This window comes from Polynucleobacter sp. HIN5, assembly GCF_030297555.1.
Lineage (GTDB): Bacteria > Pseudomonadota > Gammaproteobacteria > Burkholderiales > Burkholderiaceae > Polynucleobacter.
In genome coordinates this window covers 483,655-499,037 of the sequence record NZ_AP028136.1, presented here as the reverse complement: position 1 = coordinate 499,037, position 15,383 = coordinate 483,655, and the positions used below count along the sequence as shown (strand labels likewise).

The following is a 15,383-nucleotide window of genomic DNA, read 5'->3' as shown; positions in this document are numbered from 1 at the left end:
TTAAAGCCTTCGTTCCGTTTAGATCTTTTTTAGATCGATCAAGATCTGACGAGTGGTCAAAGTCTGATCTTGCAGATGAATGCCCAAGAGGAAACGCATCAATTGTTTGCTCTGGCTTAGGGTCTCTGATCCCGAAAAGTCTCCCTGCGCCATAGCTCGCAATGCCGAGCCCTCAAGTACCGGCCAATGACTGGGGTCATCGGGTTGCCATGGACGGATCCCCTTCTCGGGCTGATAGACATATCGCTCGCCATCCATTGGTTGCGAGCGGGTCTCCACACAATGATCAAGAGCTGCAGCATATCCAGTCTCTCGCAAAAGGGCCAGCTCAAAGGGTCTTAAGGTTTGCTCGATCGATGTTCCGGCGGACTCGATTTGTGAGAGCGCATAAACTGTATCAGCGTAATGGTCGTAGAGCGACTCGTAGGCATCTTCTCTAGCCAAAAACTTCACCAGTAACTCATTGAGATAGAAACCACATAAAAGTGCGTCTCCAACTAAGGCTGGAGAACCTCCGACCCATTCTGATTTGGTGAGGGTTCTGAGCTCTGATTTACCACTCCACGAGATGAGCAGTGGCTGAAAGCGCTGCAGAACTGGTCGTAAGCTCGAGTGAGGGCGCTTCGCACCTTTAGCGATTAATGCCAGTCGTCCGTGCGAACGGGTAAATACATCCAGAATTAAGCTTGTCTCTTTATAGGGAATACTGTGCAGTACAAATCCCGGCTCATCCAGAACACGAGTTCCTGCCATTTATTCCAAACCCTGAGCACGTAGTTCAGCAAGGTCATCCGCCCATCCCCGCTTCACCTTCACCCAAGTCTCTAAGAAAACTTTGCTATCAAACAATGCTTCCATGTCTAAACGAGCTTCGGTCGAGATCTTCTTTAGCCGCTCACCTTTCTGGCCAATGATCATTGCCTTATGACTGTCACGATCTACCAGAATGGTTGCAGCAATACGTCGCATTTTGCCATCTAGCTTGAACTGGTCTATCACCACAGAGCTTGAGTACGGCAACTCATCACCGGTATAACGAAACACCTTCTCGCGCAAGATCTCAGCAGCCATAAAGCGTTCGCTACGATCCGTCAGCGTATCGGGCTCGTATCGCGCCTCGCCCTCTGGTAAGTACTCTGCAATCACATCTAATAAGCGCTCAATATCATCCTTATTCTTACCACTCATTGGAATCACTTCAGCAAAGGTTTGTTCAGGACTTGCAATTGTTTGCGCTTCGCAACCCTTGGTTTGCTCGGCAATTGCCCCCCATGGCTGTGCCATTTTTTTCATGAACTCAAAAAGTTCCAGATCACGAGCGTCGGAATTATCAAAACGCGACGCAAATAAATCCAGCTTATTTGCAACTAATAGTACCGGCTTGTCATTTGGTAATAATCGCAAAACGTTGACATCATCGGCACCCCAGTAACCCGCCTCCACAATGAAACAGATGACATCAACATCATGCAAGGTACTAGTTACCGTTCGATTGAGAGTCTGATTAAGGGTATTCATGACGCGCGTCTGAAAGCCAGGAGTATCGATGAAGATAAACTGCGCCTGATCACGCGTCTGCACCCCAGCAATTCGGTAGCGGGTCGTTTGCGCTTTGCGCGATGTGATGCTAATTTTTTGCCCTACGAGTGCATTTAATAGAGTGGATTTACCCATATTGGGCCTGCCCACTAATGCGATCGTGCCGCACCTAAACATATTAGTCCTTTAACTTCAGGGGGAGCTGGCCTTTAACCGGGTCAGCTTTGGCAGCTTTCTTTTTTGCAGCACGAGTCTTCTTGGGCTTACGCGACTCTTGTGGCAAGGCTTTTTGTACAGCAACCAAAGCAATTTTTGCAGCGCCCTGTTCTGCAGCACGCCGCGATGCGCCCTCACCCTTCACGCTCACCTTGAGATTCGGGACAATGCACTCGACCTCAAACTGCTGACTGTGGGCAGCACCAGTCGTAGCCACCACGTTGTATGTGGGCAGGGGTAACTGAAAGCCCTGTAAATACTCTTGGAGCAAGGTTTTATCGTCCTTACCTAAGGTTTTAGGATCCACGTTTTGCAAGATGGTGGAATACAGTTTACGCAGACTTGCCTTCGCCGCCTCAAATCCTCCATCAATAAAAATCGCGCCTGCAATGGCTTCGAGTGTATCTGCTAGGATTGAAGGTCTACGAAATCCACCGCTTTTTAACTCCCCTTCTCCAAGCTTGAGATAGTCCGATAACATCAAGGCTTGAGCAATTTCATACAGCGCTTGTTGCTTTACCAAGTTGGCTCGTACTCGTGATAGGTCGCCCTCATCAAGATCGGCATAACGCTCATACAAAATCTCGGCAACCACACAGTTCAATACAGAGTCTCCCAAAAACTCGAGACGCTCATTATTCTTTTTACTATGACTGCGATGAGTTAAGGCTTGAGTTAATAAATCAGGCTTTTTAAATTGATATGCCAAGCGATCCTGCAGTGGGCCAAGATCGAGTGTTGCCCGGGCATTCATTACTGAAAACTTCCAATCCGGCCCAGTGAACCCATGTTCAGCCAAATGAAGAAGGCGCGACCAACTAAGTTTTGATCGGGTACAAATCCCCAGAACCGTGAATCCAAACTATTGTCGCGGTTATCACCCATCACAAAATAATGACCAGCTGGCACCTTACAGCGCAGTGAAGTTCCTTGGTATTGGCAGTTCTCCGATCCAGGGAAGCTCTCGCCTTGGTAGATCGTGCTGCGATCAGGATCATTCAAAATCTCATGGACATTACCACCAAGATCGGCTGGAAAGCTCTCTTGGTAGAGCTTGGCATACCGCATACTCTCAGGATCAAGGTAGGGGGCTCCACCCACATATTGAAGTGGCTTGCCGTTAATCGTGACCTTTTTATCCTCATAGAGGATGTCATCACCAGGAATTGCAATCACGCGTTTGATGTAATCAACTGACTGATCTTTGGGGTAACGAAAGACAACCACATCACCCCGTTTTGGGGTACCGATCTCAATGATTTTCTGATTGATTACTGGCAAACGAATGCCATAAGTGTATTTATTGACAACAATGAAATCCCCAATCTGTAGGGTTGGAATCATCGATCCGGATGGAATCTTAAATGGCTCAATCAAGAATGAGCGCAATATGAATACCGCCAAAATAACCGGGAAGAAACTTGCCGAATACTCCAACCAAAGTGGCATCCGCTCAATTCCGGCAGCTTTGCGTTGTGGGGCGAAGTAGAGTTTATCGGCAACCCATGCAATACCCGTAATGATGGCTAAGATGAATAAGATGAGGGCAAAGTTCATTTTTCTTCTACCTGAAGAATTGCCAAAAATGCTTCTTGCGGAATTTCAACATTACCTACTTGTTTCATGCGCTTCTTACCCTCTTTTTGCTTCTCGAGCAATTTACGCTTGCGGGTAATGTCACCACCATAGCACTTCGCCAATACATTCTTTCGTAATGCCTTGACGTTTTCTCTGGCAATGATATTGCTACCAATTGCCGCCTGAATTGCGACATCAAACATTTGTCTAGGAATAATGCCGCGCATCTTAGCAACCACCTCGCGACCACGCGATTGGCTATTACTTCGATGCACAATGATGGACAAGGCATCAACCCGATCCCCATTAATTAAGATATCGACCTTCACCACATCGGCCGGTCGATACTCTTTAAACTCGTAATCCATCGAGGCATAACCCCGTGAGACCGATTTCAGGCGATCAAAGAAATCCAAGACGATTTCTGCCATCGGCAACTCATAAGTGAGCTGTACCTGACGCCCTAAATAGGTCATATTGGTTTGAATGCCCCGCTTACCAGTACATAAGGTAATGACCGAGCCAACATATTCTTGGGGCATATACAGATTGACTGTCACAATCGGTTCTAAGATTGTTTCGATCTTGCTAGGGTCCGGCATTTTGGAAGGGTTATCCACCACCACATTTGTACCATCGCGTTGCTCAACCTGGTAAACAACCGTTGGTGCGGTTGTAATCAAGCTCATATCAAACTGCCGCTCCAGACGCTCTTGCACAATTTCCATATGCAATAAACCTAAGAAACCGCACCGAAATCCAAACCCTAAAGCTTGAGAGACCTCCGGATCGAACTGCAAAGATGCGTCGTTCAATTTGAGCTTTTCAAGGGACTCGCGTAACGCATCGTATTGATTGGCTTCTACTGGATATAAACCCGCAAACACCTGCGGCTTAACCTCTTTAAACCCTGGCAGTGGCTGTGGCGCAGGGGTGCGACCCTGTTGACCGGATGCATGGGTCACAGTATCGCCCACTTTGGCGGCCTTCAGTTCTTTGATACCAGCAATAATGAATCCGACCTCGCCAGCACTAAGCTGGGTGCGAGTCAGTGATTTCGGAGTAAAAACACCAACTTGCTCCACCAAATGGGTGGAGCCACTAGCCATCAGGGTAATTTTGTCTTTTGGTTTTAGGGTCCCATTAACCACTCGGACCAACATGACTACGCCCACATAGTTATCAAACCATGAGTCAATAATGAGCGCTTGCAAAGGTTGTGCAGCATCACCCGTTGGTGGCGGCACGCGCCGAATCATTTCTTCTAAAACATCAGCAACACCAAGTCCTGTTTTGGCAGAACAGGTAATGGCATCGGTTGCATCAATACCGATCACGTCCTCAATCTCTTTCTTAGCTGATTCAGGATCTGCAGATGGTAAATCGATCTTATTGAGGATTGGAATGACCTCTACACCCAGTTCAGTAGCGGTGTAGCAGTTAGCCACCGTTTGCGCTTCAACTCCTTGGCTGGCATCGACAACCAACAATGCCCCTTCACAGGCAGAAAGAGAGCGACTGACCTCATAAGAGAAATCGACGTGCCCTGGGGTATCAATCAAATTAAGGTTGTAGATCTTCCCATCTTTTGCCTTGTACGTTAGGGCAGCGGTTTGGGCCTTAATGGTGATACCACGCTCGCGCTCAATGTCCATGGAATCGAGAACCTGTTCCTCCATTTCACGGTCTGAAAGACCGCCGCACAGCTGAATAATGCGATCCGCTAGGGTCGATTTACCATGGTCAATATGGGCAATGATGGAGAAATTACGGATGTGATCCATTGGCGCTGTTCGATAGGGGTCTTGATAAAACGCCTTGTCGCAACGCAACACAATGATGCGCTGCAATAAGATGTCTTTTCCTTATTGTACTGGGAGCAGAAAAATCAGCGCTTTTCCCTGCCCCCAAGGGGAAATAACCGATGCAAAAAGGGGTGACTTTTGGTCACCCCTTAATGGTTTTGATCCTGTATCCGGATTTATTTCTGAGCGGGTCGGATGGGCACTACGATGGTGGCATCACCGCGACGCACAAAAATAGGTACTGTCTTGCTAGGGTCGAGGGCTTTGGTCACGGACTCAAATTGCTTGATCCCGGTAATATCGGCATCGCCAATTCGGACAATCACATCTCCAACCCGCAAGCCAGCTCTAGCAGCGGCACCATCACCCACATTGGTAATCTCAACCCCGCCTTTGCCGCCCAATTCCTTATTTTTGGCATCAGTCAATTCGGTAACACTGATACCCAATGATTTATTTGCTGTACCCGCTTGCGGAGCTGGAGCGTCTGACTTACGTGCAACCGTTTTATCAGGCTCTGCATCAGCAACCACGACCGTTAAATCACGGGTTGCCCCTTTGCGCCAAACTTTAACCGTTGCTGAGGTGCCAGGTTTAGTCTCACCCACAATACGAGGGAGATCGGTAGACTTATTGATATCGCGCCCGTTAAAGCTCAAGATCACGTCGCCGGCTTCAATGCCACCCTTAGCTGCAGGTGCGCCAGGTTCCGCATTGCGGACAAAAGCGCCACGTGGTTTGCCAAGACCAAGGCTCTCAGCCACCTCTTTATTGATTTCGCCAATCGCCACGCCGATTCGTCCGCGCACCAAACGGCCGGTGGTTCTTAGTTGATCCGCGACCCGAATGGCCTCATCGATTGGGATTGCAAATGAAATCCCCATATAGCCACCCGAACGACTGAAAATTTGAGAATTAATACCAATCACTTGGCCAGCCGTATTGAGTAATGGCCCACCAGAGTTTCCGGGATTGACAGCGACATCGGTTTGAATGAATGGCAAGTAGTCCCCGGTGTCACGGCTTTTAGCCGACACAATTCCTGCGGTCACGGTATTTTCCAGACCAAAGGGAGAACCAATCGCCACAACCCACTCGCCCACCTTCACCTTGGAGGAGTCACCTAGAGGTAGTTTTGGTAGTCCAGTGGCATCAATCTTTAGGACCGCAAGATCGGTACGTTTGTCCGCACCGAGTAGTTTTGCCTTGAACTCACGCTTATCTGTTAAGGTGACATAAATCGTAGTTGCACCCTCAACTACGTGTGCATTAGTCATCACAATTCCGCTGGAATCAATAATGAAGCCCGAACCAACGCCACGTTCAATTTCTTCTGGTTGGCCGCGTCGATTGCCCTGACCGCGTGGGGTATTTGGCGCTCCTGGAAGCGGAACCCCAAAAAAGCGGCGAAAGAATTCTGCTTGTTCGTCAGGGATGCCTGGAGCAGAACCTTGAGCCTGTTGATTAGATAACCTCTCAGTGGTGCGAATATTAACCACTGCGGGACTAGCCTTTTCAACTAATTCCACAAAATCTGGGATTGCGACCCGAGGTGGCTGAGTGTTTGTCTGAGAGGAAACCGTCGGTGAAAACGACAGAATTCCCCAGCTAAATACTGAGAAAACGACCAATAGAATTTTTTTCATACGAAATTGAGCATTGCTCAACCCATTAGTTGCAATACTCTAGATATTAGGGCTTTTTCCCAAATATCAAGGTACCGTTGGTACCCCCAAATCCAAAATTGTTTTTAACGGCGTAATCAATTTTGAGATCCCTGGCGGTATTGGCGCAGTAATCAAGGTCGCATTCGGGGTCTTGGTTGAAGATATTGATGGTGGGCGGTGATTTTTGATGGTGCAATGCAAGAACTGTAAAGACCGATTCAAGGCCTCCGGCGCCACCTAATAAATGCCCAGTCATTGACTTGGTAGAGTTCACCACCACTTTTTTGGCATGATCACCCAAAGCCGCTTTGATGGCATCTGTCTCATTCTTATCGCCCAAGGGTGTTGATGTGCCATGGGCGTTGACATACTGAATCTGATCTGCCGTAATCCCTGCATCACGCATTGCGTTGACCATGCAACGGCGTGGGCCATCCATATTTGGTGCGGTCATGTGATAGGCATCACCGCTCATTCCAAAGCCACATAACTCTGCATAAATTTTGGCGCCACGTGCCTTCGCATGCTCATACTCTTCGAGCACCATCACGCCAGCGCCCTCACCCAAAACAAATCCATCGCGGTCTTTATCCCATGGGCGCGAAGCAGTTGCGGGATCATCATTACGGGTCGACAATGCTCTTGCAGCAGCAAAGCCGCCGATACCCAAGGCAGAAATAGTCGACTCAGCGCCGCCAGCGATCATGACATCTGCATCACCATACTGAATCAAGCGGGCAGCTAAACCAATGCTATGCAAACCAGTTGTGCAGGCAGTAACCGCCGCGACATTTGGACCCTTGAGATTAAAGAGGATACTCAAATGCCCGGAAATCATATTAATAATCGAGCCGGGCACGAAAAATGGGGAGATACGCCGTGGCCCCCGTGACAGTAACTCGGCATTGGTATCTTCAATCATCGGCAAACCGCCAATGCCTGAGCCAACCAACACACCAATTCGCTCAGAATTTTGATCAGTTACCTCTAGGCCACTATCTTTAATGGCTTGGGTGCCTGCTGCGATTCCATAATGAATAAAGGTATCCATATGCCGAGCCTCTTTGGCAGAGATATAGTCCTCGACATTGAAATCCTTAACCTCACCAGCAAAATGCACACTAAGCGCTGAGTGGTCAAACTTAGTGACCGTGGCAATACCTGTCTTACCCGCAATCAGGTTATCCCATGCAGTTTTAACTGAATTGCCAACTGGTGAAATCAGACCTAAGCCAGTGACCACCACGCGACGTGGTTGATTTGATGCGGGCACGGCTTAGCCTAGATAAGAATTAAGCCTGTCCAGCTTTCGTTTTTGCGAAATCAATCGCAAGCTGTACAGTGGTAATTTTTTCAGCTTCTTCATCTGGTATCTCAATACCAAACTCGTCTTCTAAAGCCATTACCAATTCAACTGTGTCAAGAGAGTCTGCGCCAAGGTCATTCACAAAAGAAGACTCATTTTTGATGTCTGCTTCTGGCACGCCTAACTGCTCAGCCACGATTTTCTTAACGCGTTGTTCGATGTTGTCCATTCATTCCCTCCGGGACTTGTTAAAACGAATTACAGGATTTTATCAGTTTGTTTGTGACACCGATCATTTGACGGGAGACTCAAGCCAGATATAGGCCACCATTGACATGAAGGGTATTTCCCGTGATGTAGGCTCCAGCAGGCGAGGCCAAGAAAGCGACTGCCTGGGCGACATCCTCGGGGGTACCTAAGCGTGCCAGAGGAATATTGGCCTTGAGGCTATTTTGCTGGTCCTCGCTTAATGCGCGGGTCATATCCGTATCGATAAATCCGGGTGCTACACAATTCACCGTGATATTGCGACTACCAATCTCGCGCGCTAGGGCCCGGGTCATGCCAGCAACTCCCGCCTTGGCAGCGGCATAATTTGCCTGACCAGCATTGCCCATATGACCAACAATCGAGGTGATATTAATAATCCGGCCCGATCGGGCCTTCATCATTGGTCGCAACACGGCTTGCGATAACTTAAATACCGAACTCAGATTGGTAGCAATCACATCTGACCACTCATCCTCTTTCATGCGCATCGCTAATTGATCTTTGGTAATGCCTGCGTTGTTGACCAAAATATCAATGCGCCCAAATTGCTTGACGATATCCTCAATCATTGCATCACAGGCGGCTCCTTCTGTGACATTCAAGACTTTACCAATGCCCTTAGATGCGCTCAATCGCTCGGAGATTGCATTCGCACCCGACTCTGAGGTTGCGGTACCGATCACGATTGCGCCACAAAGGGCCAATTCATCGGCGATTGCCTGTCCGATACCGCGCGATGCGCCGGTTACTAGTGCTACTTGATTTGTTAAATCGAGGTTCATAAGAATTTCACAAATTAGGTTTTTAACTGTTGCAATGCGTCCATTAAGCTTGACTCATCGGTAATCGCCATGCCTTGAAGGCGATCATCAATGCGTTTTGTTAATCCAGCCAGCACTTTACCGGGGCCACACTCAACAACCTGAATAACTCCGCGATCCGCCATGGCACGAATGGTCTCTTGCCAACGCACCGGCTTTGCCGCTTGACGAACTAAGGCATCTTTGATTTGTTCTGGGGTCTGGAGAATGGATACGTCCACATTATTAATCACCGGCATACAAGGCGCATGAAATTCAATGTTCTCCAAATAAGACTTCAGCTTTTCAGACGCAGGTTGCAAAAGCGAGGAATGGAACGGAGCGGAGACTGGGAGGGGTAGAGCACGCTTGGCGCCAGCTGCTTTCAGTAGCTCACATGCCTTAGTCACTGCCTCGGTCGCACCGGCAATCACAATCTGGCCAGGGGCATTGAAATTAACGGCCTCAACAACCTTGCCGCACTCACGACTTGCAAGCGCACACACCTCGATCACTTGCTGATCATCAAGTCCTAATATTGCAGCCATGCCCCCCGTGCCAACGGGCACCGCCGATTGCATGGCCTCAGCACGAAACCGCACCAAAGGTAAGGCATCTTTAAAACGAATCACTCCGGCAGCAACCAAAGCTGAATACTCTCCCAAGCTATGACCCGCAACAACGCTGGGCTTGGGTCCACCAGAGGCCAACCAAGCTCGATAGCAGGCGACGCCAGCAGTCAGCATCACGGGTTGAGTGTTGGTGGTTAAGGCCAATGCCTCGGCAGGCCCCTCTGCAATTAACTTGCCAATGTTCTCACCCAGCGCATCGGATGCTTCTTGCAGAGTGGCATGTACTTCTGTTCGCGAAGCCAGCGAGTTCAGCATCCCCACGGATTGTGAGCCTTGACCTGGAAATACAAATGCAAATGTCATATCAATTTTTTCTCATTAATAGCGCAACACAACGGCGCCCCAAGCAAAACCACCACCGACTCCCTCTAGCAGAACGTGCTGACCACGCTTAATTTGACCCGATCGAATGCCATGATCGAGCGCTAGGGGAATCGATGCGGCAGAGGTATTACCATGCTCATGCACCGTAACAATCACCCGATCCATGGACATTCCCATTTTGCGCGCCGTTCCTTCCATAATCCGAATGTTAGCTTGGTGAGGAACGAGCCAGTCAATTTGCTCAGGCTGCATATTGGCTTTTTGCAAAACTTCGTGAGCGACTTGCTCTAACACCTTCACGGCTAATTTAAAGACGGCTTGGCCATCCATCCGCAAAAAGGGGACTCCTTCAATCCCACCGCAGCTTGCTCGCCCGGGGACGCACAGAATGTCGCGTTGACTACCATCCGCATGCAAGGCGCTTGCCAAGATTCCGGCATGATCGGAGGCTTCGAGCGCAATAGCCCCCGCCCCATCTCCAAACAGGACGCATGTACCTCGGTCCTTGAAATCCAAGATTCGAGAGAACACTTCAGCCCCAATGACCAAAATCTTTTGATACATACCAGCCCGAATAAATGCATCCGCGGTACTCAGGGCATACGAGAATCCAGCGCATACCGCCTGCAAATCAAACGCAGCACAACCATTCTTAAGGCCTAATTTATCTTGAATCACGCATGCGGTACTTGGAAAACCACCGAGGTGATCGGGGGTTGAGGTCGCCAAGATGATTAACTCAATGTCGTCGGCATTCCATTGCGCGTCCATAATCGCTCGCTGCGCTGCCTTGACCGCCAAATCGCTGGTTAGCTCATCGGGGGCGGCAAAGTGCCTGGCTGAAATACCGCTGCGGGTTTTGATCCAATCATCACTGGTTTCCACACCCTCTTTAGCCAAACGGTCAACCAAATCTTGATTACTCAACCTTAATGCGGGCAGGTAACTACCGGTGCCCGCAATCCGAGCAAATCGACTCTTACTCATGCGGACCTCAATGTAAATGACTCAGCAATTTTCTCGACCATCCGATTCTTGGCGGCATCGTATGCACGCTCAAGCGAGACCTTAAAAGCAAAACGATCGGCAGAACCATGGCTTTTGATCACGCAACCCTTGAGACCCAATAGAACTGCGCCGTTGTAGCGCCGATGATCCACCCGTTGGCGCACTCTTTTCAATGGCAATAGAGCAGCTAGGCCCATTAATTTAGTTAGTAAGGATCGATTAAATTCTTCGCGGATCATGCCACTCATCATTTTCGCCAAGCCTTCGCTCGCTTTTAAAACAACATTGCCAACGAAGCCATCGCAAACCACAATATCCGTGGTTCCCTTGAAGATATCATTACCTTCGACGTTGCCATAAAAATGCAATTGGCTTTGGCGCAATAGTTCCGCAGTTTGTTTGACCACCTCATTACCCTTAATGACCTCTTCGCCAATGTTCAGTAAGCCAACAGAAGGCTGGGGGTTGCCATTCACCACCCGCAACATCACATCAGCCATTTGCGCAAATTGTAAAAGGTGGATTGGCTCACAATCGGCATTTGCACCCAGATCAAGCACAGTAGTACCCCTTCCCAACTCATTCGGTATCGCAGTTGCAATTGCCGGTCGATCAATCCCATCCAAGGTTTTTAAGATATAGCGGGAGATTGCCATCAATGCGCCCGTATTGCCCGCAGAAATGACGGCATCTGCCTTGCCATCACGCACCTGCTCAATAGCGACGCGCATGGATGAGTCTTTCTTGCGACGCAAAGCAACTTCAATGGGGTCGTCCATCAAGACAATTTCAGAGGCACCGAGAATCTGGAAGCGATCTAGTAAGTTTGGATTGGATTTGCGAACCGACTGCTCAATCGCTTGGGCGTCGCCAGTTGCAACAATCTTAGCGTCAGGATGATCTTGCAGAAAATCGCAGCAGGCTGGGATGGTCACTTCCACCCCAAAATCCCCGCCCATAGCATCAACTGCCAGAGTGATACTCATTGGATGTGTATAAAACGTCGATTGTGTTTATGAAAAAAGCGGCCTGAGCCGCTTCGATCAAACAATGAGGAATTAGTCGTTCTTTGTTTTAACGACTTTACGACCACGGTAGTAGCCATTAGGGGATACGTGGTGGCGCAAATGGGCCTCACCAGTAGTGGACTCTACTGCAATCGCTGGTGCAGTCAAAAAGTCGTGCGCACGATGCATGCCACGTTTCGAAGGGGATTTTTTATTCTGTTGGACGGCCATAATGAACTCCTAAGCAAGGCGCAATTCTAGCATAGAAAGTGGTAAAAACCCGCATTCGCCAGCAAAATGATGGCTATTTCTTGAGGTTTTTCAGTACCTTAAAGGGATTAGGCTTTTCCAAGTCGGCCCCTACCCGCCGCAATTGACACTGGCCGACCGGGTGTTTGGGGGCGTGAGGCAGTGCTAGCAAGATTTCGTCTTCGATGGCTTCAAGCAAATTAAAGTGGGTTGAGGCGACCATTGCCTCCTCGTCATCTCGATCCATGGGGAACTGATCCGCCTCTACTTCCGTTCTTAGAAAAACGTAGGTCTTGTGTATTTCCAACTCCAATGCCATGGGGTCTAAGCACCGTTGACAGGCAATCGCCATCCGCCCCCGAATCTTTATCTCCATGCACGGCCGATCATCGCGATGCCAACCTAAAATTTGGCAATCAAATCCATCGCCTGGGCTTACAGAGGCTGATTCTGCTAAAAGTCTTGGAAAATCGGCAAGCCCGATAAATCCCTCGCCTTGGTAAGAGACAGGCGCTAACATATCAACTCTATGCAAGGAACTGGGGTTGATTTCTAACGATTGAATTGGGTAAAGCGAGTTCTGTGTCATCCGATCGACAATTTGTAATTCATTCAAACCATTGACATTATCAAACATCATTCAATTACTCATTCATGCCGTCCGCCCCCATCCTGATTCTTGCCTCAAGCTCACCCTATCGACAGCAGCTGCTTGAACGACTTGGGATGCCATTTGTAGCGATTGCACCTAACCTAGATGAATCCCCCCTACCCAGCGAGACTCCCAAAAATCTCACGCTTCGGTTAGCACAAGCAAAAGCGAAGGCGATCGCATCTTTGCACCCGAACACTTGGGTGATTGGCTCCGATCAAAGCGCTGATTTAAATGGTCACATGATTGGCAAGCCCGGAACACACGCCGCCGCTTTAGCTCAACTCAAACAAATGCAGGGTCAAGCAGTTGTTTTTCATACATCGCTTTGCCTTATCGGTCAAAGTTTTTGCAAAACAATCCATGTCCCGACGACTGTTCAATTTCGTAATCTACCCGAGCAGGTTTTGGATCAATACCTCCACCTAGAGAAACCCTATGATTGCGCTGGTAGCGCTAAATCAGAGGGGATGGGAATTATTCTTCTCGAAAAAATTGAGAGCGAAGATCCAACAGCACTGATTGGTTTACCGTTAATTGCCTTGACAAGCCTATTTCTTGAAGCGGGAATTTCTCTGCCTGCGACTCAAGACTCTCAATAGCATGCAAATTGGTAACTTATATTTGGTACCCAATACATTAGGTAGTGAAAACCGAGCTGCGCAACTCCATCACGTCATACCAGCCGAGAACCTTCGACTGATTGCCAAAATTAAATATTGGATTGTGGAAGACGCCAAAACGAGTCGTGCGTTTTTGAACGCCGTTCATGAAATCGAACCACTCCATCATTCATTACAAGAGATGGTGATGCAAGAGTGGCGCGGTCCAGGCCGCAAACATGGCTCAAGTCTCAAACCGGAGGAATTGCTTGCCCCCATTCAAGCCGGGCACGATGTGGGCCTATTATCAGAAGCAGGCGTTCCGGGCGTTGCTGATCCGGGCGCAGAGATTGTCCAAGTCGCACATCAGTGGGGGGCCAAAGTGAAGCCCTTAGTCGGCCCCAGCTCGATCTTGCTCGGACTGATGGCAAGCGGTCTTAATGGTCAGTTCTTTCAATTCAATGGATATCTTCCTGTCGAAGCTGCAGAGCGTTCAAAAAAACTCAAGGAGTTAGAGGGGGCCTCTAGGCAGCGCCGCGAGACCCAAATTTGGATTGAAACTCCCTATCGAAATACCGCAATGCTGCAAAGCTGCTTGAGCTCACTATCTCACCAAACGCGACTCTGTGTAGCGATCGATTTAACACTAAATAGTGAGTGGGTGTGGACAGGTTCAATTGATTCTTGGCGCAAGCGCTATACCAAACCCGAAGCACTTTCCGATCTCATCAAAAATAAGCCTGCTATTTTTCTGATGCTGGCTTAGTTTTACCGCATCTCCGCGCTTCGCGATAAGGATTTACTAATTGCGGCGCCAGTCTCGGCTCCAAAGCGCTTCGCGACACGCTCAGCAAAATTCTCTTTTAGGGTGTACTCCACCACATCGGGTGTTTTTAAAAGATCGCGTGCAACAGAATCAACCGTGCCATAGCCATCAACCAATCCCAACTGCACTGCCTGTTCGCCATTCCATACGCGACCCGAAAAAATATCCGGATCATGCTTTAAGCGCTCACCACGACCCTCTTTCACGACAGTAATAAATTGCTGATGGATTTCATCGAGCATTTTTTTAACCATCTCGACCTGCTTGGGATTTTCTTTGGAGAATGGATCGAGCATACCCTTATCCGACCCCGCTGTAATCAAGCGTCGCGAGATACCCATCTTATCCATGAGCCCTGTAAATCCAAAGCCGCCCATGACGACCCCAATCGAGCCAACAATGCTGGCTTTATCCACCAAAATCTTGTCTCCGGCCACCGCCACATAGTAGCCACCGGAAGCACAAACATCTTCGACCACGACATAAAAAGGTTTGTCGGGATACAGGCCGCGCAAACGTTTGATCTCGTCATTAATCATGCCAGCTTGAACAGGAGAGCCACCCGGACTATTGATTCGCAGTACTACCCCAGCAGCCTCTTTACTTTCAAATGCGGCGCTCAATGCTGAATTAATATCCAATGCATTTGCAACCGAATTGGGTGAGATCTCACCTTCAATACTTACGAGTGCGGTATGTTTGCCACTGCCCCCGCCACCCGGCAAGCCAATATCAAAGATTTGTGTAACAAGGCCCACCAAAACAACCAAGGTCAAGATACGCAGAATGGCTCGCCAACGTCTTGCCTTGCGATTTTCTTTTAAGTTCTCAAGCAATAAATGCTCGAGGGCACTGCGCTCCCACTGCGCGTTTGAATTGGATGACTCGGGGTTTTGATTCAT

17 protein-coding genes are annotated in these 15,383 nt (G+C 48.9%); 2 read left to right on the top strand and 15 right to left on the bottom strand.

Features of this window, described 5'->3' with window-relative positions:
* Positions 1–18: 18 nt before the first annotated feature.
* The 14 genes from recO to QUE61_RS02565 all read right to left on the bottom strand — a co-directional run bounded on the left by recO (position 19) and on the right by QUE61_RS02565 (position 13,041).
* A complete protein-coding gene (recO, locus tag QUE61_RS02630; RefSeq protein ID WP_286307411.1) occupies positions 19–753 on the bottom strand; it encodes a DNA repair protein RecO in 735 nt (244 codons plus the stop codon).
* Complete coding sequence (gene era, locus QUE61_RS02625) at positions 754–1,716, bottom strand: GTPase Era (RefSeq protein WP_286307409.1); 963 nt, start codon at positions 1,714–1,716, stop codon at positions 754–756.
* A gap of 1 nt (position 1,717) precedes the next feature.
* Positions 1,718–2,509 carry a ribonuclease III gene (gene rnc / locus QUE61_RS02620; protein ID WP_286307407.1) on the bottom strand — a complete coding sequence of 264 codons (792 nt, stop codon included), beginning with the start codon at positions 2,507–2,509 and terminating at the stop codon, positions 1,718–1,720.
* Complete coding sequence (lepB, locus tag QUE61_RS02615; RefSeq protein WP_286307405.1) at positions 2,509–3,312, bottom strand: signal peptidase I; 804 nt, start codon at positions 3,310–3,312, stop codon at positions 2,509–2,511. The genes rnc and lepB overlap by 1 nt, the downstream gene beginning before the upstream one ends.
* A complete protein-coding gene (gene lepA / locus QUE61_RS02610; protein ID WP_286308251.1) occupies positions 3,309–5,117 on the bottom strand; it encodes a translation elongation factor 4 in 1,809 nt (602 codons plus the stop codon). Before lepA ends, lepB begins: the two co-directional genes overlap by 4 nt.
* A 197-nt stretch (positions 5,118–5,314) precedes the next feature.
* Positions 5,315–6,784 carry a DegQ family serine endoprotease gene (locus QUE61_RS02605; RefSeq protein WP_286307404.1) on the bottom strand — a complete coding sequence of 490 codons (1,470 nt, stop codon included), beginning with the start codon at positions 6,782–6,784 and terminating at the stop codon, positions 5,315–5,317.
* A 46-nt stretch (positions 6,785–6,830) separates the two neighbouring features.
* Positions 6,831–8,078, bottom strand: a complete 1,248-nt coding sequence (gene fabF, locus QUE61_RS02600; RefSeq protein WP_286307402.1) for a beta-ketoacyl-ACP synthase II — start codon at positions 8,076–8,078, stop codon at positions 6,831–6,833.
* 19 nt (positions 8,079–8,097) lie between these two features.
* Positions 8,098–8,340, bottom strand: a complete 243-nt coding sequence (gene acpP / locus QUE61_RS02595) for an acyl carrier protein (protein WP_108508000.1) — start codon at positions 8,338–8,340, stop codon at positions 8,098–8,100.
* A gap of 79 nt (positions 8,341–8,419) precedes the next feature.
* Complete coding sequence (fabG, locus tag QUE61_RS02590; protein ID WP_286307400.1) at positions 8,420–9,163, bottom strand: 3-oxoacyl-ACP reductase FabG; 744 nt, start codon at positions 9,161–9,163, stop codon at positions 8,420–8,422.
* Positions 9,164–9,177: 14 nt separating this feature from the next.
* Positions 9,178–10,116, bottom strand: a complete 939-nt coding sequence (fabD, locus tag QUE61_RS02585) for an ACP S-malonyltransferase (protein WP_286307398.1) — start codon at positions 10,114–10,116, stop codon at positions 9,178–9,180.
* A gap of 15 nt (positions 10,117–10,131) precedes the next feature.
* Positions 10,132–11,124, bottom strand: a complete 993-nt coding sequence (locus QUE61_RS02580; protein ID WP_286307383.1) for a beta-ketoacyl-ACP synthase III — start codon at positions 11,122–11,124, stop codon at positions 10,132–10,134.
* Entirely contained in the window at positions 11,121–12,131 is a 1,011-nt protein-coding gene (gene plsX / locus QUE61_RS02575; protein ID WP_286307382.1) for a phosphate acyltransferase PlsX, read from the bottom strand. Before plsX ends, QUE61_RS02580 begins: the two co-directional genes overlap by 4 nt.
* 72 nt (positions 12,132–12,203) lie before the next feature.
* Complete coding sequence (gene rpmF, locus QUE61_RS02570) at positions 12,204–12,383, bottom strand: 50S ribosomal protein L32 (RefSeq protein WP_108507995.1); 180 nt, start codon at positions 12,381–12,383, stop codon at positions 12,204–12,206.
* A 73-nt stretch (positions 12,384–12,456) separates the two neighbouring features.
* Positions 12,457–13,041, bottom strand: coding sequence for a YceD family protein (locus tag QUE61_RS02565; protein ID WP_286307381.1), 585 nt, complete (start codon positions 13,039–13,041; stop codon positions 12,457–12,459).
* 14 nt (positions 13,042–13,055) lie between these two features.
* On the opposite strand from QUE61_RS02565, the gene QUE61_RS02560 reads away from it, so the two are divergent.
* Together QUE61_RS02560 and QUE61_RS02555 are read left to right on the top strand one after the other, a co-directional pair.
* A complete protein-coding gene (locus tag QUE61_RS02560; RefSeq protein WP_286307380.1) occupies positions 13,056–13,655 on the top strand; it encodes a Maf family nucleotide pyrophosphatase in 600 nt (199 codons plus the stop codon).
* A gap of 1 nt (position 13,656) precedes the next feature.
* A complete protein-coding gene (locus tag QUE61_RS02555) occupies positions 13,657–14,421 on the top strand; it encodes an SAM-dependent methyltransferase (protein WP_286307379.1) in 765 nt (254 codons plus the stop codon).
* A 2-nt stretch (positions 14,422–14,423) separates the two neighbouring features.
* Here the strand turns inward: QUE61_RS02555 and QUE61_RS02550 are convergent, their stop codons facing one another.
* Positions 14,424–15,383, bottom strand: coding sequence for a S49 family peptidase (locus QUE61_RS02550; protein WP_286307378.1), 960 nt, complete (start codon positions 15,381–15,383; stop codon positions 14,424–14,426).